Here is a 20,390-nt window from a genome sequence, read left to right as displayed (position 1 = left end):
CCGTCGTGCCGTTACTGGCTCGCCAGCTGGGCCTGGGTGTAGAAGCCGTCCTTCACGACGACGTCGACGTTGCGCTTCGTCAGCAGCGTCGGCTGCAGCAGCACGGTGTCGACCTTCTTCTTCCCGTTGTCGTATTGCGCGTTGAACGCGGGCTTCGTGCCCTTCGCGAGATCCACCGCGAGTTTCGCGGCTTCGCTCGCGATCAGCTTCAGCGGCTTGTAGACCGTCATCGTCTGCGTGCCGGCGATCACGCGCTTGACCGCCGCGAGATCCGCATCCTGCCCGGACACGGGCACCTTGCCGGCCAGATGCTGCGCGGCGAGCGCCTGGATCGCGCCGCCCGCGGTGCCGTCGTTCGACGCGACGATCGCGTCGATCCGGTTGTTGTTCGCGGTCAGCGCGTCCTCGACGATCCGCAGCGCGGTCGACGCACTCCACTCGGGCACCCATTGCTGGCCGACGAGCTTGATGTCGCCGCGGTCGATCGCCGGCTTCAGCACCTTCAGTTGTCCTTCACGCAGCATCTTCGCATTGTTGTCGGTCGGCGCGCCGCCGAGCAGGAAGTAGTTGCCCTTCGGCTTCGCGTCGAACACGCCCTGCGCCTGCAGTTCGCCGACCTTCTCGTTGTCGAACGAGATGTACGCGTCGACATCCGCGTCGAGGATCAGACGGTCGTACGACACGACCTTGATGCCGGCCTTCCTCGCTTCGGCGACGACGTTGCCGAGCGTCTTCGAATTGAACGGCACGATCACGATCACGTCGACGCCGCGCGAGATCAGGTTCTCGATCTGGGAAATCTGCCGCGCCTCGCTCGCGTCGGCCGATTGCACCGATACCTTCGCGCCGAGCTTCGTCGCGGCCGCGACGAAATAATCGCGATCGCGCGACCAGCGCTCGACGCGCAGGTCGTCGATGCAGAAGCCGATCTCGGGCTTGTCCTTGCTCGCCTGCGCGGGCGGTGCGCCCAGCGCGAGGATCGCCAGCGCGGCGGCGCCGGCAAGCGAGCTCAATACGGTACGACGCGTCACGGATTTCATGTCTCCACTCCTCTCGTTATTGGACAACCTCACGAACGCCGGGCGGCCGCCGGAATGCGCCGCCCGCATCGAGTCACTGCAACGTGCAGGCAATCCGCACGTCATGCGCCCGTTGCAAACACCGGTTCGAGCGCGCGGTAAAGCGCGCGAAACGTCGGACGCCGCACGTCGCGATACCACGCATGCCGCGCGAGGTCGGGCTCGCGCACCGCGACGATCGGCGGCTGCGGGCACACGTCGTCGAGCGACGCATCCGGTTCGAGCGCGAGATGCGCAAGGCGCGCGGCGCCCAGCGCCGGCCCCACTTCGCCGCCCGCGCGCAGCGTCAGCGCGCGGCCGCTCAGGTCGGCGAGCATCTGCGTCCAGTACGCGCTGCGCGAGCCGCCGCCGATCACCGTGATGCTGTCGGGCGCGAGCCCGGCTGCATGCAGCGCGTCGATGCCGTCGAGCAGCGCGAAGCCGACACCTTCGAGCGTCGCGTTCGCGAGATCCGCACGCTGCGTGTCGGGCGTGAGCCCGTAGAACACGCCCTTTGCATTCACGTCGTTGTGCGGCGTGCGCTCGCCGCTCAGGTACGGCAGGAACCACGGGCGGCTTGCGCGCACGTTCGTCTCGGCATCGTCGAGCAGCGCCGCGACGCCGCCGTAACCGGCCAGCTGCGCGCTGAAGTCGAGGCAGCCGGCCGCGTTCAACATCACCGACATCAGGTGCCACGTATCCGGCAGCGCGTGACAGAAGCTGTGCACCGCCGATTCCGGGTTCGCGCGAAACCCGTCCGACACCGCGAAATAGACGCCCGACGTGCCGAGCGACAGCAGCGCATCGCCGGGCCGCACGATGCCGACGCCCACCGCGCCGGCCGCGTTGTCGCCGCCGCCGGCCACCACCGGGATCTCGCGCAGCCCGAGCGCGCGCGCGACGGCCGGCAGCAGCGTGCCGGTCACGCGGTTGCCCTCGAACACGGTCGGCATCTGCGCGCGCGACAGCCCGCACGCGGCAAGCAGCGCGTCGTCGTAGTCGCGCTTCGCGACGTCGAGCCACAGCGTGCCGGCGGCATCCGACGGATCGGTTGCGAACGCACCGGTCAGCCGGTAGCGCAGATAGTCCTTCGGCAGCAGCACGTGCGCGATCCGCGCGAACACGTCGGGCTCGTGACGGCGCACCCACAGCAGCTTCGGCGCGGTAAAGCCGGGCATCGCGACGTTGCCGGCCACGGTGCGCAGCGCGGGCGCGAGCCGCTCGAGTTCGGCGCACTCCGCATCCGCGCGACCGTCGTTCCAGAGAATCGCGGGGCGCAGCACGTCGCCATGCGCGTCGAGCAGCGTGGCGCCATGCATCTGCCCGGTCAGCCCCAGCGCGGCGATGTCGTGCGCGTCGATGCCGGCCGCGCGTGCTTCGTCGACGAGCGCGGCGAGCGCGCCGCATGCCGCGTCCCACCAGTCGCGCGGCGCCTGTTCGGACCAGCGCGGCCGCGGCCGGCTCACCGTCAGCGGGCGGCTCGCGCTCGCGCGCACCGCGCCGTCGCGGTCGAGCAGCACCGCCTTCACGCCCGACGTGCCGAGATCGAGTCCGATATACATGGCGTCAGCGCAGCCCGTAGATCGCCTGGTTCACGATGTTCTCGAGCCGCTCCTGCGCGCCGCTCGCATGCCGCGGGTCCACGCCGCGCGCGAGCGCGTCGTCGGCGAGCGACTGCAGCGTATAGCCGCCCGACAGGATCTTGCGGCCGAACGCATCGTCCCACTGCGCGTAGCGCTGCCGGCGCAGCGCGTCGAGCCGGTCGTTCTCGACCAGCACCGCCGCGCGCTCGAGCGCGAGCGCCAGCACGTCGATCGCGCCGACATGGCCGTAGAACAGGTCTTCCGGATCGACGCTCTGGCGGCGCACCTTCGCGTCGAAGTTCATCCCGCCGGTGGTAAAGCCGCCGTGGCGCAGGATCTCGTAGAACGCGAGCGTCAGTTCCTCGACGCTGTTCGGAAACTGGTCGGTGTCCCAGCCGTTCTGCGGGTCGCCGCGGTTCGCGTCGACGCTGCCGAACACGCCGAGCGCGAACGCATTCGCGATCTCGTGATGGAACGAATGACCGGCGAGCGTCGCGTGGTTGGCCTCGATGTTCACGCGGATCTCGTTCTGCAGTCCGTACTGCACGAGGAAACCGTGCACGGTCGCGACGTCGTAGTCGTACTGGTGCTTGGTCGGCTCCTGCGGCTTCGGCTCGATCAGCAGCGCGCCCTTGAAGCCGATCCGGTGCTTGTGCTCGACGACCATCGACAGGAAGCGCGCGAACTGCTCGCGCTCGCGCTTCAGGTCGGTATTGAGCAGCGTCTCGTACCCTTCGCGGCCGCCCCACAGCACGTAGTTCTCGCCGCCGAGCCGGTGCGTCGCGTCGAGCGCGTGGCACACCTGGGCCGCGGCCCACGCGAACACGTCGGGGTTCGGGTTCGTCGCCGCGCCCGCCGCGAAGCGCGGGTGCGAGAACAGGTTCGCGGTCCCCCACAGCAGCCGCACGCCGCTCGCCTGCTGGCGCTCGCCGAGATAGTCGACCATCCGCGCGAAATTGGCCGCGTACTCGCGCAGGCTGTCGCCCTCCGGCGCGACGTCCGTGTCATGGAACGTGTAAAACGGCGTACCGAGCTTCGTGAAGAATTCGAATGCCGCATCCGCCTTCAGCCGCGCCCGCTCGAGGGCGTCGCAAGGTTGCTGCCAGGGCCGCTGGAATGCGCCCTGTCCGAAGATGTCGTGCCCCGGCCATACGAACGTGTGCCAGTAGCACACGGCAATCCGCAGATGCTCGGCCAGCGTCTTGCCGAGCACGCGCTTCTCGGCGTCGTAATGGTGGTAGGCCAGCGGGTTGTCCGACTGCGGACCTTCGTAACGAATCGCGGGAATGTGTTCGAAATACGACATGGTGTCTCCGTGCAGGCTCTTGTTGCAGCGCAACGCGCGTCGCGGCGACGCACGCGGCCGAATTCGGTTGACTGGATCGTGCCCGTGCGCCTGCCGGCCGGCAATTGCGAAATTGCGCAGCACGCTTAACGTTTCTTGCCAGTTGCTGCGCGCGGCACGCGTTCCGTCCTACAATCGCCGGACACCAGAACACCGCGCGCCGCCGCCCCGGGCGCGCCCCGGAGACAACGGCACGACGCGCCCGGCGCACGTGCCCCGACACCAGATGAACCGCGCCCCTTCCGCCCAGACACCGCACCGCATCGCGCTGCTGTTCAACGCGAACAAGGTCTATGACCGCGAGATCATCAGCGGCATCGGCCAGTACCTGCACACGACGCGCGTCGTGTGGGACCTGTTCCTCGAAGACGACTTCCGCTGCCGGCTCGCCGGCATCGAGCGCTTCGACGGCGACGGCATCATCGCGGACTTCGACGATCCGGCCGTCGCCGACGCGCTCGCCGGCTCGCCGCTGCCGATCGTTGCGGTCGGCTCGTCATACGAGGATCCGGCGCAGTATCCGGACGGCGTCCCATATATTGCGACCGACAACCCCAAGCTCGTGTCGCTCGCCTATACGCACCTGATCGGCGCGGGGCTCGCGCATTTCGCGATGTACAGCCTGCCGGCCGCCCAGGAGAATCGCTGGGCGCAGCAGCGCGAACTCGCGTTCGACCGGCTCGCGCGCGCGGACGGGCTCGACGCGCCGATCTACCGCGGTGTATCGACGAGCGCGTCGGGCTGGGATCACGCGATCGAGCAGCTGATCGGCTGGCTGCATGCGCTGCCTAAACCCGTCGGCGTGATCGCGGTCACCGATGCGCGTGCGCGGCATCTGCTGCAGGCATGCCTGATCGCCGGCATCGCGGTGCCGGAACAGGTCGCGATCATCGGCATCGACAACGATCCGCTCACCCGCACGCTGACGCGCATTCCGTTGTCGTCGGTGATCCAGGGCACCGAGGAAATGGGCCGCACCGCCGCACACCTGCTGCACCGGATGCTGCGCGGCGCGCGTTTTCCGGGGCAGCGCATCCTCGTGCCGCCGGTCGGCATCAACGTGCTCGAATCGACGCGCCACCAGCCGCTCGCGAGCCCGCACGTGATGCGCGCACGGCATTTCATCCGCCAGTACGCGTGCCAGGGGATCAAGACCGAACAGGTCGCCGACTATGTCGGTGTGTCGCGCTCGCTGCTCGAAGAGCACTTCCGGCGCGAACTGCAGCGCACCGTGCACCAGGAAATCCTGCGTCACAAGCTCGAGGCCGCCCAGGCGCTGCTCGCGGCCCGCAATGCGTCGAGCGCGGAAGTCGCGATCCGCTGCGGCTTCACGTCGCTGCAATACATGTATGCGGTGTTCCGCCGTGAACTCGGCTGCACGCCGCGTGAATACCAGGAACGCACCGCGCCTGCCCACTGAATTCACCGCCCACGAGCGAACCCACTCATGCCTATCGATACCGCCACTTCCCGCCCGGCAGCCGACCTCGGCCGCATTCCGTCCGAGCCGTGGGGCACGCCGCCCGGCGGCGATCCGGTGCGGCGCTACACGCTGCGCAACGCGCACGGGATGCGCGTCGTCATCAGCGATCTCGGCGCGACCGTCGTGTCGTGGCTCGCCCCCGACCGCACCGGGCGCTTCGCCGATATCGTCCTGGCCCATGACACGCCGGCCGACTACGTCGAATCGGGCGCGTACCTCGGCGCGACGGTCGGCCGCTGGGCGAACCGGATCGCGGCTGCGCGCTTCACGCTCGACGGCGTCGACTACACGCTCGACCGCAACGAGAACGGCAACCTGCTGCACGGCGGCGCGAGCGGCTTTCATCGCGCGCGCTGGGACGTGATCGACGACCACGGCGGGTTGACGCTGCGGCTCGATTCGCCGGAAGGCGATGCCGGGTTCCCCGGCAACGTGCGCGTGCAGGTGCGCTACACGCTGGACGACGACGGCACGCTGTCGATCGACTACACGGGCGTGACCGATGCGCCCACGCCGTTGAACCTGACGAATCACAGCTACTTCAACCTGAGCGGACGCGCGGGCAGCGACGTGCGCGGGCATCTGCTGCAGATCGACGCCGATGCGTTCGTCGAAGTGGACGACGCGCTGATCCCGACCGGCACGGCCGACGTGACGGGCAGCGCGTTCGATTTCCGGCAGAGCGCGCCGATCGGCGCGCGCCTCGACTGGCCGCATGCGCAGCTCGCACGCGGGCGTGGCTTCGACCACTGCTACGTGCTGCGCGAGCCTGGGCGCGGCGTGCGGCCCGTCGCGGCGATCTACGATCCGGAAAGCGGCCGGGAGCTCGCCGTGTCGACGGATCAGCGCGGGCTGCAGCTCTATACGGGCAACTATCTGGATGGCGTGCGCGCAAGCGGCGGCGTGTCGTGCGTGCAGCATGCGGCGCTGTGCGTCGAAGCCGGGTTCTTTCCGAACCAGGTCAACATGAACGCGCTGCGCGACGAAACCATCCTTCAGCCGGGCGACACCTATCGCCAGACGACGCGGTATCGGGTCGGCGTGCGCGCGTAGCGCCAGATAGTAGGCAACGCACGCGTTCTTTGCGTCGGCATCGGCGGCTGCGCTACGCTCGTTCCGGCCTCGTATCGAGGCTGAAATTTAAGCGCTTAAACTGCCGACGCCCGCGATCCAGCGATCGATCGACCGGGCCAAACACTGGAGGATGACAATGAACAGACGATCGATGTTGCGCTGGAGTGTCTCGACCGCGGCGCTCGCCTGCGTCGACCTGGCCGGCGCGTTGCCGGCCGTCGCGCAAGGCGTTGCGCGCGGCGCGGGTGGCGTCCCGTTCGCGATGGGCGCGGACGTGTCGACGCTGCCGGAGCTCGAGGCGCACGGCGCGCAGTACTTCGACCGCGGGCACCCGCGCGACTGCCTGAAGATCCTGCACGCGCATGGCGTGGATTCGATCCGCATCAAGGTCTGGAACGATCCCGGCAACCCGGACTTCTTCCCCGCGAACCAGAGCGATGCGGCCGGCTACAACAATGCCGCACACGTCGTGGCGCTCGCGAAACGCGCGGCCGCGCTCGGGATGCGCATCCTGATCGACTTCCACTACAGCGACTGGTGGGCCGACCCCGGCAAGCAATACCCGCCGCATGCATGGGCCGGCAAGAATCTCGCCGACACGTGCGCGCTGCTGTCGGCCTATACGACCGACGTGCTGCGCCAGCTGCAGCGCGCCGGCGTGCGGCCCGAGTGGGTGCAGATCGGCAACGAGATCACCGGCGGCATGCTGTGGCCGCTCGGCCGCTACGACCAGTGGGACAACCTCGCGCAGTTGCTGAAGACGGGCCACGACGCGGTGAAGGCCGTCGATCCGCGCATCAAGGTGATGCTGCACATCGACAGCGGCGGCGACAACGCGAAAAGCCGCTGGTGGTTCGACAGCGCGACGCAGCGCGGCGTGACGTTCGACGTGATCGGCCTGTCGTACTACCCGCAGTGGCAAGGCTCGCTCGACGACCTGCGCAACAACGCGAACGACCTCGCGGTGCGCTACGACAAGGAGCTGATCGTCGTGGAAACCGCGTATCCGTGGACCACCAGCGACGGCGACTCCGAACCGAACGCGATGACGAACACGGGCTCGACCGCGTTCCCGCCGTCACCGGCCGGCCAGGCGCAATTCCTCGCGGCGGTCGTCGATATCGTGAAGGGCGTGCCGGGCAATCGCGGCAAGGGCGTGTTCTGGTGGGAGCCGGAATGGATCCCGACGCCGGGCGTCGGCTGGAAGGTCGGCGCGGGCGATCAATGGGACAACAACACGTGGTTCGACTTCCACGGTAACGCGCTGTCGTCGCTCGACGCGTTCCGCCGGCGCTGACCCGTCACGACATCACCGCACTGGCGCCCTGCGCGTCAGTGCGGTGCATCGAAGCGGCGCCGCGCAGGCGCCGCCGTGCCGCTTGCGTCATTCGCACCGCCCTGCTCGCCGCGCGCATCGCGGGCGAGCAGCGCGAATGCGACGAGCGCGAGCCCGCAGCACCCCGCGAACGTCGCGCGATAGCCGAACAGGTCGACACACGCGCCCGACAGCACGCCCGACGCGATCGAGCCGACCCGCGCGGTGCTGAAGAACATCGCGGTCGCGGTGCCGGGGCGCGTGGGCATCAGGTCGCACACGCGCGTCATCCCGAGACAGGACGTGATCGCGACCACGCACGCGCTCAGCAGTTGGAGCGGCAGGATCATGTCGACCCGCGTCACCGTCGCGAGCCCGATGAAATACGCGGCGTGCACGGCCGCGCATGCGGTCAGCCAGCGTGCCTTGTCGAGCCGCGTCGACCGGATGCCGAGCCACAGCATCATCGGGATCTCGAGCAACGCGGCGAGACCCAGCGCGGCCGACACGTTCGTGGGCGTGCCGCCGAGCCAGCGCACGATGTACAGCGGCAGCACGATCATCGTCGCGTTCGCCGCGAGCCCCACCAGCGTGAGCGCGACGAGGGTCCGCAATACGCTCGCGCGCGGCGCGCCGACGATCGCCGTCGTATCGACGGGCGTCTTTGCGTCGTCGCCGACCGCGCGCACGTGAACGGCTGCCGGCCGCCGCGCGGGCTCCGGAATCCGCGCGACGATCGCCGCGCACGCGACAAAGCCCGCGGCGGCCGCGAGAAAGAGCCCGGTAAAGCCTGTCTGCGCGAGGATCAGCGCGCCGAGCGCGGGACCGAACACCCATGCGACCGACAGCATCGTGCGCAGCGCGGCCGACGCGAGCTCACGCTGCGCATCGTCGTCGACCGGCAGCACCGCGCGCGCGAACGAAAAGATCTGCGACAGCGACACGGCGCCCACGCCAAGCAGGATCGTGCCGGCCGCGATCACCGGCCCGTGCGCGCGCAGCACGCACAGCAGCGCGAAGCCGAGCGCGGCCGCAGCGAGCGATACGACGAGCAGCGGCCGGTGGCGGTCGCGGCGATCCGACCACCGCCCGGCCCACGTGCTCGCGACCACCCCGCTCGCCGCGATCAGCGTCATGAAGACGCCCGCGAGCAACGGCGACATCCCGGCCGCCTCCACGCCGAACAGCGACAGGTACGGCGCGGTAAACGACATCGCGACGCCGAGCATCAGCGCCGCCGCGGACAGCGGCACGAAATGCGCGATCCGCGCGAGGCGCGCGACATGCAACCGCGGCGACGGCAACGACTGCATCGCGTCAGTCCGGCTCGACCCATGCGGCAACATCGACCGCGCCGAGTTCGGGGCCGCCGAGCACGAAGCGCGCACCGTCCGGCGCGGGCAGCATGCACGGCGTGTCGCCGTAGTTGAACGCGAACACGACGCGCCCGCGCCGGCACAAGCGCACGCCGTCAGGCAGCGCGTGCACCGGCAGTCCGGCGTCGCGCGCGCAGCGGCCGACGATCGCGCGCAACAGCGCGGGATCGAAGCACGCGGTCGCCATCGTCACCTGGCCGTGCCGCACGAGCGCGGGCACGCCGTCGTCGCAGGCAGCGAGCACGTCGATGCGGGTGTCCGCGTCGAGGTCGATGTGATCGCGCCATTTCAACGCGTGGCCGTCGACACCGTCGAACGCGACGCGCGGCGCGAGCGACGGCCGCAGCGACTCGACCTGCGCGATCCGCACCGGCAGCACCTCACGCAGCTTGCCCGGCGCGAGGCCCGGCACGATCGCGAAGTCGGCGGTGCGCGACCCGGTGCGCGGCCCGAACAGCCAGTGCGCGTTCCCGCGCGCGGCCTGCTCGACGACGCGATCCGGCACGACCGGCAGCGTCGGCGCGACGACGAGCGCATAACGCGACACGTCGGCATCGGCCGCGATGATATCGACGTCGAGCCCCAGTTCGCGCAGCGCGCGATACCAGTCGAACGCGTGCTGCTGATAGTCGAAATCGGCGCCGTGCGGCTGGATCCGGATCATCCAGTCGGCCGTGTAATCGAACAGCAGCGCGACGCGGGCCGGCTCGCGCGCGCCCGCGACGAGCGCGGGAGCCAGCGCGGCCAGCTCGCGTGCGACACGCGCCACTTCACGGCCGCCCGGCGACAGCTGATCGTCCGGTGCGTTGAGCCCCGAGTGCAGCTGCTCCTGCGCATGCGGATACTGCCGCCAGCGGAAATACGACACGAGCTCCGCGCCATGCGCGAACGCTTCCCACGTCCACAGCCGCACCGCGCCGGCGTGCGGCACCGGGTTGTACGGCCCCCAGTTGACGGGCCCCGCCTGTTGCTCCATCACCCACATCCGGCCGTTGCCGACACCGCGATACAGGTCGTGCGAGAACGCCGACACGTCGGGATGGCCGGTGCGCGCCCAGCGCCGCTTGTCGGATTCGTCGAGCGGCAGCACTTCGGTGCGCGGCACCGGGTAGCTGTCCCATGCGGCGACATCGAGGCCGCCGCGGGCGAACGCGTAGTGATCGAACTCGGTGAAAAATCCCATGAAGTTGTGCAGCACGTCGCGGCCCGGCGCGTGCGGACGGATCGCATCGACCTGCGCCGCATGGAACCGCGCGACCTCGTCCGACTGATAGCGCCGGAAGTCGAGCAGATGCGCAGGGTTCGCGTCGGTCGGCGTATGGCGCGGCAGCTCGATCTCGTCGAAGCCGCGATATTCCATGCTCCAGAACACGTTGCCCCACGCGCCGTTCAGCGCGCCGATGTCGCCGTAGCGCACCGCGAGCCACGCGCGAAAACCTTCGAGTGCCGCACGCGTATAGCTCGGCAGCGTGTTGTGACAGCCGAGCTCGTTGTCGGTCTGCCAGGCGATCACGGCCGGATGCGCGCCGTAACGCCGCGCCATCGCGTCCGCGATACGCACGCAGTGCTCGCGATACACGGGGCTCGCGATGTCGTAATGGCGACGCGAGCCGAATTGCCACACGGCGCCGTCCGCGCCAACCGGCAGGATCTCCGGATGGCGATCGACGAGCCATTTCGGTGGCGAGGCGGTCGGCGTGCCGAGTATGACCTTCAACTGCCGGCTGGCGAGTGTGTCGATCGCTACGTCGAGCCATGCCCAGTCGTAGCGGCCGGGTTCCGGCTCCATCCGGCTCCACGCGAATTCGGCGATCCGCACGCGGGTCAGGCCCAGTTCGGCCATGCGCCGCGCATCGCGGTCCCATTGTTCGCGCGGCCAGTGTTCGGGGTAGTAGCAAACGCCGAGGTGCATCGTGAATTCCTTGCTGGAGAGTGGAAGGAGGGAGGCCATCAGCCTTTCGTCGCGCCGAACGTGAGCCCCGCGACGAAGTGCTTCTGCATCGCGAAGAACATCAGCACCGACGGCAGCGCGGCGAGCACCGAGCCGGCCGACACGATGTTCCAGGCGGTCGTCCACTGCCCCTTGAGCGCGGCGACGCCGACGGTGATCGGCGCCGCGTCGTCGCCTTGCGTGAGGCACAGTGCCCAGAAGTAGTCGTTCCACACGAACGTGAACACGAGGATCGCGAGCGCCGCGAGCGCCGGCCGCACGAGCGGCAGCACGACGCGCCAGTAGATCGCCCACTCCGACGCGCCTTCGACGCGCGCGGCCTCGATCAGCTCGAACGGCAGCTCGCGGATGAAGTTGCGCAGGAACAGTGTGCAGAAGCCCGTCTGGAACGCGGTATGGAACAGCACCAGCGCCCATACGGTGTTGTACAGGCCGACGCCGAGCATGATCTGCCGCACCGGGATCATCAGGATCTGGATCGGCACGAAATTGCCTGCGACGAACAGCCCGAGCAGCACGAGATTGCCGCGGAACCGGTAGTTCGCGAGCGCGTGCCCGGCGAGCGACGCGAGCAGGATCGACGCGGCGACCGACGGCACCGTGATCAGGATGCTGTTCGCGAAGTAATGCAGCATCGGCGTCTGCGTGAGCGCCGTGCCGTAGTTCTCGACCAGCGCGAACTGCTTCGGCCAGTCCCAGTAATGGCCGGCCATGATCTCGTCGGTCGAGCGGATCGACGTGACGAGCACCGCGAGCAGCGGCACGAGCCACAGCGCGAGCGCGCACGGCAGCGACAGCCGGTACAGCAAGCGGGCGGGACGTCCCCAGCGGGATATGGGCATCGGATACATGTTTGTAATCCTTATGATTCGACGCGCACCAGCTTGCGCAGCTGCCACACGATATAGACGAGCATGATCGCGAACAGCACGACCGCGATCGCGGCCGAATAGCCTTCGCGGTAGTACTTGATCGCCTGGTCGACCATGAAGTACGCGAGCACGGTCGAGCTGTCGAACGGGCCGCCGCCCGTCATCACGGAGATCAGGTCGAAGCTGCGCAGCGCGCCGATCACAGTCAGCACCACCGCCATGAAGGTCGCGGGCCGCAACTGCGGCAGGATCACGTGCCACAGCAGCGTGAAGCCGCGCGCGCCTTCCATCCGGGCCGCTTCCACGATCTCGCCGTTGATGCCGGTGAGCCCGGTCAGGTACAGGATCATGCAGAACGGAATCTGCGGCCACAGCGCGGCGACGATCACGCCGTAGGTCGCATAGCGCGGATCGCCGAGCACCGGGATTCCGTGCCCGACGATCAGCTTCAGCAGCCCGAACGTCGGGTCGTAGAACCACGAGAACACCAGGCCGACGACAACGCCCGGCAACACGAACGGCGCGAAGAACAGCGACTTCACGAGCCGGATCCCGTAGACGTTCTGGTTCAGGTACAGCGCGAGCGCGAGGCCGAGCGGCGGCGCGGCGAGAAACAGCGCGAGCCACAGCACGTTGTTCTTCAGCGCGACATAGAACGTATCGGACTGCAGCAGCTCGCGATAATTGTCGAGCCCCGCGTACGTCATCGGCGTCATCCCGTCCCAGTGATGGAAGCTCAGCCAGATGCTGCTGACGATCGGATACAAGACGAACACGGTGAACAGCGCGAATCCCGGCAGCACGAACAGCAGCGCCGCGCGGTTGCGCCGGCGCGCAAGCGACGCGCGCGCATGCCGCTCGTGGCCGGCTTCGCGGCGCGCGGCGCTTTCGGACAGGCTGGTTGACATTGTTGTGACCTTCGACGAAACGAGACGAAACGGACGTGACCGTGACGAGGCGGCGCCGGACCGGCGTGGCCGGCCCGGCCGCGTGTCTCGTTACTTCCGGTAGATGCGCTTGCGGGTCTGCTCGAGGCGCTGCAGGATCGCATCGAGCTGCGTCGGGTCGGACAGGAACTGCTGCATCGCCTTCATCCCCTCGTCCGCCATTTCCTTCGTCATGTCGCGGTCGTAGAACTGCGCGATGCCGCCTGGCGTCGTCGCGAGCGTGCGGAAGCCGATCTTCGAGATCGGGTCCTGCGGCTCGGGCGCCTTGTTGTTCGACGGCAGCTGGCCCATCCCCTTCGCGAACTCGCCGCTGATCGCCGGTTGCCCCATGAACGCGAGCAGGCGACGCGCATCCGTCTTGTTGTGCGCCTTCGCCGGCACGATCAGCACGTTCACCGGACCGTCCTCCGCGAGCGGCACCGACGCGTCGATCACCGGGAAGCGGAAGAAGCTGATCGGGTTGCGCGTCGCGCTCAGCAGGCCCGCCGAATACCAGGTGCCCATCAGCGTCATCGCGGCCTGGCCGTTGACGATCAGCGGGCTCAGCGAATCGACGTCGTAGGACAGCGCGTTGTCGATGAAATACTTGTCGTCGATCAGCTTCTTCCAGGCCGCGTACACGGCACGCACCCGCGGGTCGGTATAGGCGACGTCGCCGGCCATCAGCTTCTGGTGGAATGCATAGCCGTTGATCCGGAGATCGAGATAGTCGAACCACGCGGCGAGCGTCCACGCGTCGCGCGCGGCCACCGCGATCGGCGCGATGCCGGCCGCCTTCAGCTTGCGGCACGCATCGAGAAACTGCGTCCAGTCCGCCGGCTCGCCGTGAATGCCCGCCTTCTCGAACAGGTCCTTGCGGTAGAAGAGCCCATACGCGTCATAGCCGAGCGGCAAACTGTAGAGCTTGCCGCCGTAGGTCGACGACTGCTTCACGGCCGCATACGTGTCGTTCCAGCCGTTCTTCTGCCAGTCCGCGCTCAGGTCCTCGATCAGCCCGCGCTTCGCGAAATACGCGAGCCGCTCGCCGTTGTTCCAGCTCAGCACGTCGGGCGGATCGGTCGCGAGCCAGCCGGACATCTGCACCTTGTACGCCTCCTCGCCGACGTAGCTGACCTTCAGGTCGATGTCCGGATTCGCCTTGTGGAACTGGTCGAACACCGCTTGCCACGTCGCGCGCTGGTTGCCGCGCGCGGCGACGTTCACCTTCAGCGTGCCCGCGTCGGCCATCCCCGCGGCGAACGCCGCGGCAGTCGTCAGGGCAAGCAGCAGTCGGCTCGCACGAAGTCTCATCGTTGTCTCCTGGTATTGGTGTGATGGGTGCCGCGTCGCGCGCGGCGGATCGGCGCCGCGCCGCTATGCGAACGCCGCTTCGGCGTGGATGGCCGGCAATGCGATGCCGGCTTCGTCGAACAGGTGGCAGCACGACGGCGGCACGCTGAACGCATGACGCTCGCCGCGCCGCAACGCAGCCTGGCCCGGCAGTTTCGCGAGCAGCGGCACGCCGCCGGGCTGATCGAGATGCACGTACGCGGCTTCGCCCAGTTGCTCGACGAGCGCGATGTCGCGCACGAGCGCCGGCAGGTCGGCATCGCCGGACCCCGCGAGCGTCAGATGCTCGGGACGAATCCCGAGCGTCACGCGCGCGCCACCGCCGACATGACGCGGCAACGGGCGATCGCGCAGCGTCAGCGTTTCGCCGGTGCCGTCCAGGCGCAGCCGGCAGCCGTGCGCATCGCCCGACTCGACGACCGCCGGCAGGAAGTTCATCCGCGGCGAGCCGATGAAGCCCGCGACGAAGCGGTTGGCCGGCCGGTGATACAGCTCGAGCGGCGCGCCGGCCTGCGCGATGCTGCCGAAGCGCGCGACGTCGTCGCCCGCGTGCAGCAGCACGATCCGGTCGGCCAGCGTCATCGCCTCGATCTGGTCGTGCGTCACGTAGATGGAGCTCGATTGCGTGAAGCGCGCGTGCAGGCGGGCGATCTCGACGCGTGTCTGGCCGCGCAGCGTCGCATCGAGATTCGACAGCGGCTCGTCGAACAGGAACACGCGCGGCTCGCGCACGATCGCACGGCCGATCGCGACGCGCTGCCGCTGCCCGCCCGACAGCGCCTTCGGCTTGCGATCGAGCAGTGCGTCGAGCTGCAGCACGCGCGCGGCCTCGGTCACGCGTCGGCGGATCTCGTCCTTCGGCGTGCCGGCGATGCGCAGCCCGAAACCGATGTTCTCGAACACCGTCATGTGCGGAAACAGCGCATAGCTCTGGAACACCATCGCGACGCCGCGCTCGGCAGGCGGCGTGTCGTTCATGCGCGCACCGCCGATCCGCAGCTCGCCTTCGGTCACGTCCTCGAGCCCGGCGATCATCCGCAACAACGTGGATTTGCCGCAGCCCGACGGACCGAGAAACACGCAGAACTCGTGCGATGCGATCTCGAGGTTGACGTCGCGCAGCACCGGCGCATGGTCGCCGTAGCGCTTCGAGACATCCTTCAATGAAATGGCGGTCATCGCGCTCTCCTGTCGTCCGTCACACGCATCGGATCGGAAAATTTAAACGCTTAAATTTCGGTGGCGCGATTCGCCCGGTTCGCCGTACCATGTCGTCTCCTTCCTCTGATGTGTCGAGAAATTAGCGTATCGGCTGTCCCTGTGCAACTTGTGGGACGCACTCCCAGAATATGAGCAGACACTCTCCCGCTTCACTTCCGTTGCGTAGCGTTGCCCGACCGGCCGCGGGTCGCGCATGGTGACGCTCGCGCAAGTCGCGCGGCGCGCGAACGTCACCGCGGCGACCGTTTCCAACGTGTTGCGCAATCCGCAGAAGGTGAAGCCGGCGACCGTCGAACGCGTGATGGCGGCGATCCGCGAACTCGGCTATCGGCCGAATCTCACCGCGCGGGCGCTCGCCGAAGGCCGCACGTCGACGCTCGCGCTGATGCTGTCGAACATCACGAACCCGTTCTATCCGGAGTTCGTGCTCGCTGCCGAGCGCGAGGCGCGCAAGCGCGGCCATTACCTGCTCGTGTCCAACACCGACGACGATCCGGCGATCACGCGCAACTACCTCGAGCGGATCGCGGGAACGCTCGCGGCCGGCGCGATCGTGATGAACACCGATCTCGCCGAAGCCGAACTCGCCGACATCGCGCGCCACGGCGCATCGATCGTGCTGTGCATGTGGGAGCACGTGCATGCGTCGCGCACGCTGCCGTGCGTGACGGTCGATTTCGCGGCGGCGGGCGCGCTCGCGGCCGCGCATCTTTCCGGGCTGCGGCATCGCGCGTTCGGCGCGCTCGTCGGCAAGGGCTCGGGCGGCCCGCAGTCGGTGCGGCTGCGCGGCTTCGCCGACGAACTCGCGGCACGCGGCCACCCGGCGGATGCGCTGACGACCGTGTCGGCGCACGATTCGATCGAAGGCGGCTACGAAGCGGCCGCCGCGCTGCTGCGCGCGAAGCCCGGACTCACCGCGCTGTTCGCGACCAACGACCTGATGGCGATCGGCGCGATGCAGGCGGCCGCCGATCTCGGCCTGCGCGTGCCGGGCGATCTGTCGGTGGTCGGCATGACCGATATCCAGCTCGCCCACCAGTTCCGCCCTGCGTTGACGACGGTGCGGTTCCCGACGTCGCAGATCGCCGCGCGGGCGATCGCGCTGACGCTCGACATGATCGACGGAATCGAGCCGGCCGCGGCCGTGCATACGATCGGTGCGCCGGAGCTCGTGGTGCGGGAATCGACGGGGGTGGCGAGGGATTGACGCACGGTATGCGCTTTTCCGCGTCGTCGAGTGCGCGTGCGCGGGTATGGGTATTGATCCGGCTCCGGTCGAATGAACCAATTGCCCGAGATGAAAAATGCGTGGGAACAGGTTGCAGCGATCCGGCTCGGCGGGATGCCGGTCATCGCGTGACGCGATTCGATAGCCCATCCATGCCGCCAGCCGACCGTGCCGAACGCCGTGACCTTGCTCGACGCGCTGAAGAAGCGGACGGTGACGTAAGCGACGGGGCGGACCTGCTGAAGCTTGCGCACACGATGCGCGGCAGGTCCGTCCGCGCTTCGCAGGTTTCACCGATTTCGCAGGCGGGCGGCGCCGGCCCGCCGCCGCCCTTCCTGCCCGATCCGGTCAGAACTTGTGACGGATCCCCGCATGCACCATCAGTTGCGTGGACGTCGACGACAGATCGGCCGCCCCGGGGATAACCGCCTGATCGAGCGACGAGCCGGTCACGTCGCCGGCAACCCGCTGGTACGCACCCATCAGGTAGACGTCGGTGCGCTTCGACAGGTTGTAGTCGGCCATCAGCCCGATCGAATGGATCTTCGGTTTCGCGCTGCCCGTGGTCGCGTCGTAGCGCACGGTCGTATACACATACTGCGCGCCCACGAAGAACGCCGGCGTGAACTGATACTTGCCGTTCACTTCGAAGTTCTGGTACTTGATCGCCGTGACCGTGCCGCCCGCGAGCGGCCCCGTGACGGGTTCGATCGTCTCGTCGCCGAACAGGTAGCCGACGTTCGCGGTCGGCCGCGTGACGTTGCTGTTCGTGTAGGCGAACCCGAGCGTCGCGGGCCCTGCCGTGTAGTTGATGCCGGCCCCGAAGATCCGCAGCCGCGCGGACGCGAAGTTCGCATCCGCACCCACCGAGCCCGAACCCGCGATCGCACCGCCGGCCGTCGCGCCCGGATTGTCCGCATTCAGGAATGCCGCGCCGACGAGCAGGCCGCCCTGCTCGTACTGCGCACCGACGCTCCACTGCCGGTTGTTCGCGAACCCGGTGTCGTTGCTGAAGCTGTACGTGCCGCCGAACGAGAAACCGGCAAAATCCGGGCTCGCGTACTTGACCGTGTTGTTCACGCGGAACGTGTTGCCGGTGTTGTCGTTGTCGAGCGGATGCGAGAACGGATAGACGCCCCAGCTGCCGTTCGCGGTCGTCGGCGCGAGATAGTCGACGACCGAGTCATATTGCCGGCCGAGCGTCAGCGTGCCGAAGCGCGTGTTGCCGAGCCCGACGTAAGCCTGCCGCCCGAACATGCGGCCGCCCTGTGCGAGCGTGCCGCTGTTCACGTTGAAGCCGCTCTCGATCTGGAACAGCGCGCTGTAGCCGCCGCCGAGATCCTCGGTGCCCTTCAGCCCCCAGCGGCTGCCCTGCGCGAAGCCGCTCGCCATCTGCCACGCACCGTGGCCGCCGACGTTGTTCGTATAGTCGATGCCGGCATCGATCAGCCCGTACAGCGTGACGCTACTTTGGGCAAAGGCCGGCGCCGCACAGAGCGCCGGCATCGCGACGAAAAACAATCTCCAGTTCATTCGTTTTCCTTATTGATATGTTGATTCCAGGCCGCACGTCGAGGTGCGGCCAGGCTTACTTCGTGCCGTAAATGTCGAAGTCGAAGTACTTCTGGTTGATTTTCTGATACGTGCCGTTCGCCAGGATCGTCGCGAGCGCGCGGTTGAACGCCTCGCGCAGGTCGGTGTCCTGCTTGCGCAGCCCGAGGCCGTCGCCCTGCCCGAAGTACTTCGCGTCGTCGATCGCCGCGCCGACGAACATGAAGTCCTTGCCCTGCGGCTTCTTCAGGAAGCCGTCGCTGGCCGCGATCGATGCCTGGAACGCCGCGTCGAGCCGCCCCGTCACGAGATCGGCGTACACCTGGTCCTGGTTCTGGTACGACTCGATCTGCACGCCGGCCGGCTGCCAGTTCGCGATCGCATAGTCGGCCTGCGCGGAGCCCTGCTCGACGCCGACCCGCTTGCCCTTCAGCGAGGCGGCCGTCGGCAGCAGCGGCGAACCCTTGCGCGCGATCAGCCGCGCCGGCGCGTTCGAGATCCGGTTCGTGAACGCGATCTGCTGCATCCGTTTCGGCGTGATCGTCATCGAAGATGCGATCACGTCGAACTTGCGCGCGAGCAGCCCCGGAATCATCCCGTCGAAACTCGACTCGACCCACACGCAGCGCGCATGCAGCTCCGCGCACAACGCGTTCGTGATGTCGATCCCGAAACCGGTCAGCGTGCCGTCGGGCCGCTTGTATTCGAGCGGCGGGTAGGTCGGATCGACCGCGAGGCGGATCTCCTTGCCCGTCCAGTCGCCCGCCTGCGCGGCCCCTGCCATCGTCGTCGCCGTCAGCGCCACCGCGAGCGCCGCCATCCACTGTTTCATTGCCCGTCTCCTTGCTTGCGTTGTTGAAGATGAATCGAATCCGTGTGTTCGTGTCACGCGAGATAGCGCTCGGCGAGCGCGATCCAGTAGCTCGCGCCGGTCGCGAGGCACGCGTCGTTGAAGTCGTAGCCCGGATTGTGCAGCCCGCAGCCGGCCGCGCCGTCGCCGTTGCCGATCGACAGGTAGCTGCCCGGGCACGCGTCGAGCATGAACGCGAAATCCTCGCTCGCCGCGATCGGCCGCAGATGCGGAATCAGCGCATCGTCGCCGCCCCATTCGCGCGCCACGTCACGGGCGAACGCCGTTTCCGCCGCGTGATTGACGAGCACCGGATAGCCGTAGCGATAGTCGATCTCGGCCGTCGCGCCGTAGCTGTCGGCCTGACCGTGCACGATCGCGCGAATGCGCCGCTCCAGCAGCGCGCGCACGTCCGGTGACAGCGCACGCACGCTCAGTTCGAGATCCGCATGCGGCGGAATCACGTTCGATGCGGTGCCCGCGTGAATCGAGCCGGTCGTGACGATCGCCAGTTCCTGCGGATTCACGTTACGCGACACGACCGTCTGCAGCGCCATCACGATTGACGCGCAGACGACCACCGGATCGATCGTCGTGTGCGGCGCCGCGCCATGGCCGCCGCGCCCGATCACCCGCACGCGCACCTCGTCGGCCGACGCCATCGCCGGGCCGTCGCAGAAGCCGAGCACGCCGGCCGGCAGCCCCGGCACGTTATGCATCGCGAATACGGCATCGCACGGGAACTGCGTGAACAGCCCGTCGTCGAGCATCCGCTTCGCGCCGCCGAGCCCTTCCTCCGCCGGCTGGAAAATCAGGTTCAGCGTGCCGCTGAAGCGCCCGCGCTCGGCCAGACACCGGGCCGCCGCGAGCAGCATCGCCGTATGCCCGTCGTGGCCGCACGCGTGCATCACGCCGTCGCGGCGGCTCGCATGCGGGAGCCCGGTCGTCTCGCGGATCGGCAGCGCGTCCATGTCCGCGCGCAGCCCGAGCCGCTTCCCGGCGCCGCGTGTGAGCGTGCCGACCACGCCGGTGCCGCCCAGGCCGCGCGTGACCCGATAACCCCATGTTGTCAGGCAGTCGGCGACGAGCGCGCTCGTCGCCTCTTCTTCGAAACCGAGCTCCGGATGCGCATGCAGCCGGTGGCGCAGCGCGATCATCTCGGTCTCGATGGCCGCCATTTCAGGCAGAATGCGTGCTCGATCCAACC

Annotated in this window: 16 protein-coding genes; 4 read left to right on the top strand and 12 right to left on the bottom strand. The window is 68.3% G+C overall.

The features are described 5' to 3' along the window. Positions 1-11: 11 nt before the first annotated feature. From xylF to xylA, 3 genes are all read right to left on the bottom strand, one after another. A complete protein-coding gene (gene xylF / locus F3J14_RS15730) occupies positions 12-1,040 on the bottom strand; it encodes a D-xylose ABC transporter substrate-binding protein (protein WP_166723780.1) in 1,029 nt (342 codons plus the stop codon). A gap of 101 nt (positions 1,041-1,141) precedes the next feature. Beyond that, positions 1,142-2,620, bottom strand: a complete 1,479-nt coding sequence (gene xylB, locus F3J14_RS15725) for a xylulokinase (RefSeq protein ID WP_166723779.1) — start codon at positions 2,618-2,620, stop codon at positions 1,142-1,144. A 4-nt stretch (positions 2,621-2,624) separates the two neighbouring features. Continuing rightward, a complete protein-coding gene (gene xylA / locus F3J14_RS15720; protein WP_166723778.1) occupies positions 2,625-3,947 on the bottom strand; it encodes a xylose isomerase in 1,323 nt (440 codons plus the stop codon). Positions 3,948-4,212: 265 nt separating this feature from the next. Here xylA and F3J14_RS15715 point away from each other — a divergent pair, with 265 nt between their 5' ends. The 3 genes from F3J14_RS15715 to F3J14_RS15705 all read left to right on the top strand — a co-directional run bounded on the left by F3J14_RS15715 (position 4,213) and on the right by F3J14_RS15705 (position 7,840). Continuing rightward, the gene (locus F3J14_RS15715) at positions 4,213-5,406 is read left to right on the top strand and encodes a DNA-binding transcriptional regulator (RefSeq protein ID WP_105832117.1); all 1,194 of its coding nucleotides are present in this window, start codon (positions 4,213-4,215) and stop codon (positions 5,404-5,406) included. A 27-nt stretch (positions 5,407-5,433) separates the two neighbouring features. Continuing rightward, positions 5,434-6,522 (top strand): aldose epimerase family protein, encoded by a 1,089-nt coding sequence (locus tag F3J14_RS15710; RefSeq protein ID WP_166723777.1) that lies wholly within the window; start codon positions 5,434-5,436, stop codon positions 6,520-6,522. A 157-nt stretch (positions 6,523-6,679) separates the two neighbouring features. After that, the gene (locus F3J14_RS15705; RefSeq protein ID WP_166723776.1) at positions 6,680-7,840 is read left to right on the top strand and encodes an arabinogalactan endo-1,4-beta-galactosidase; all 1,161 of its coding nucleotides are present in this window, start codon (positions 6,680-6,682) and stop codon (positions 7,838-7,840) included. Between the two features lie 35 nt (positions 7,841-7,875). On the opposite strand, the gene F3J14_RS15700 is transcribed toward F3J14_RS15705, so the two are convergent. From F3J14_RS15700 to ugpC, 6 genes are all read right to left on the bottom strand, one after another. Beyond that, a complete protein-coding gene (locus F3J14_RS15700; RefSeq protein WP_166723775.1) occupies positions 7,876-9,171 on the bottom strand; it encodes a sugar efflux transporter in 1,296 nt (431 codons plus the stop codon). Positions 9,172-9,175: 4 nt separating this feature from the next. Next, the gene (locus tag F3J14_RS15695) at positions 9,176-11,146 is read right to left on the bottom strand and encodes a beta-galactosidase (protein ID WP_166723788.1); all 1,971 of its coding nucleotides are present in this window, start codon (positions 11,144-11,146) and stop codon (positions 9,176-9,178) included. Between the two features lie 38 nt (positions 11,147-11,184). Further along, positions 11,185-12,036, bottom strand: a complete 852-nt coding sequence (locus tag F3J14_RS15690; protein WP_166723774.1) for a carbohydrate ABC transporter permease — start codon at positions 12,034-12,036, stop codon at positions 11,185-11,187. A gap of 11 nt (positions 12,037-12,047) precedes the next feature. Further along, on the bottom strand, positions 12,048-12,965 hold the full coding sequence (locus tag F3J14_RS15685) for a sugar ABC transporter permease (protein ID WP_105832123.1): 918 nt from the start codon (positions 12,963-12,965) through the stop codon (positions 12,048-12,050). A gap of 90 nt (positions 12,966-13,055) precedes the next feature. Next, on the bottom strand, positions 13,056-14,294 hold the full coding sequence (locus tag F3J14_RS15680; protein WP_166723773.1) for an extracellular solute-binding protein: 1,239 nt from the start codon (positions 14,292-14,294) through the stop codon (positions 13,056-13,058). A 63-nt stretch (positions 14,295-14,357) separates the two neighbouring features. Continuing rightward, positions 14,358-15,512 (bottom strand): sn-glycerol-3-phosphate ABC transporter ATP-binding protein UgpC, encoded by a 1,155-nt coding sequence (gene ugpC / locus F3J14_RS15675; protein ID WP_166723772.1) that lies wholly within the window; start codon positions 15,510-15,512, stop codon positions 14,358-14,360. Positions 15,513-15,747: 235 nt separating this feature from the next. On the opposite strand from ugpC, the gene F3J14_RS15670 reads away from it, so the two are divergent. After that, on the top strand, positions 15,748-16,761 hold the full coding sequence (locus tag F3J14_RS15670; protein WP_166723771.1) for a LacI family DNA-binding transcriptional regulator: 1,014 nt from the start codon (positions 15,748-15,750) through the stop codon (positions 16,759-16,761). Between the two features lie 369 nt (positions 16,762-17,130). Here F3J14_RS15670 and F3J14_RS15665 read toward each other — a convergent pair whose 3' ends face one another. From F3J14_RS15665 to F3J14_RS15655, 3 genes are read right to left on the bottom strand one after another with little or no spacing between them, the layout of a single operon-like run. Next, positions 17,131-18,315, bottom strand: coding sequence for a porin (locus F3J14_RS15665; protein WP_166723770.1), 1,185 nt, complete (start codon positions 18,313-18,315; stop codon positions 17,131-17,133). Positions 18,316-18,370: 55 nt separating this feature from the next. Then, entirely contained in the window at positions 18,371-19,165 is a 795-nt protein-coding gene (locus F3J14_RS15660) for an ABC transporter substrate-binding protein (protein ID WP_166723769.1), read from the bottom strand. A 53-nt stretch (positions 19,166-19,218) separates the two neighbouring features. Then, positions 19,219-20,388 carry a M20 aminoacylase family protein gene (locus F3J14_RS15655; RefSeq protein WP_166723768.1) on the bottom strand — a complete coding sequence of 390 codons (1,170 nt, stop codon included), beginning with the start codon at positions 20,386-20,388 and terminating at the stop codon, positions 19,219-19,221. Positions 20,389-20,390: the final 2 nt, after the last annotated feature.

Origin of the sequence: Burkholderia sp. Tr-862 (assembly GCF_011753085.1) — a bacterium.
Lineage (GTDB): Bacteria > Pseudomonadota > Gammaproteobacteria > Burkholderiales > Burkholderiaceae > Burkholderia > Burkholderia ambifaria.
This window is presented reverse-complemented; position numbering and strand designations above follow the sequence as displayed.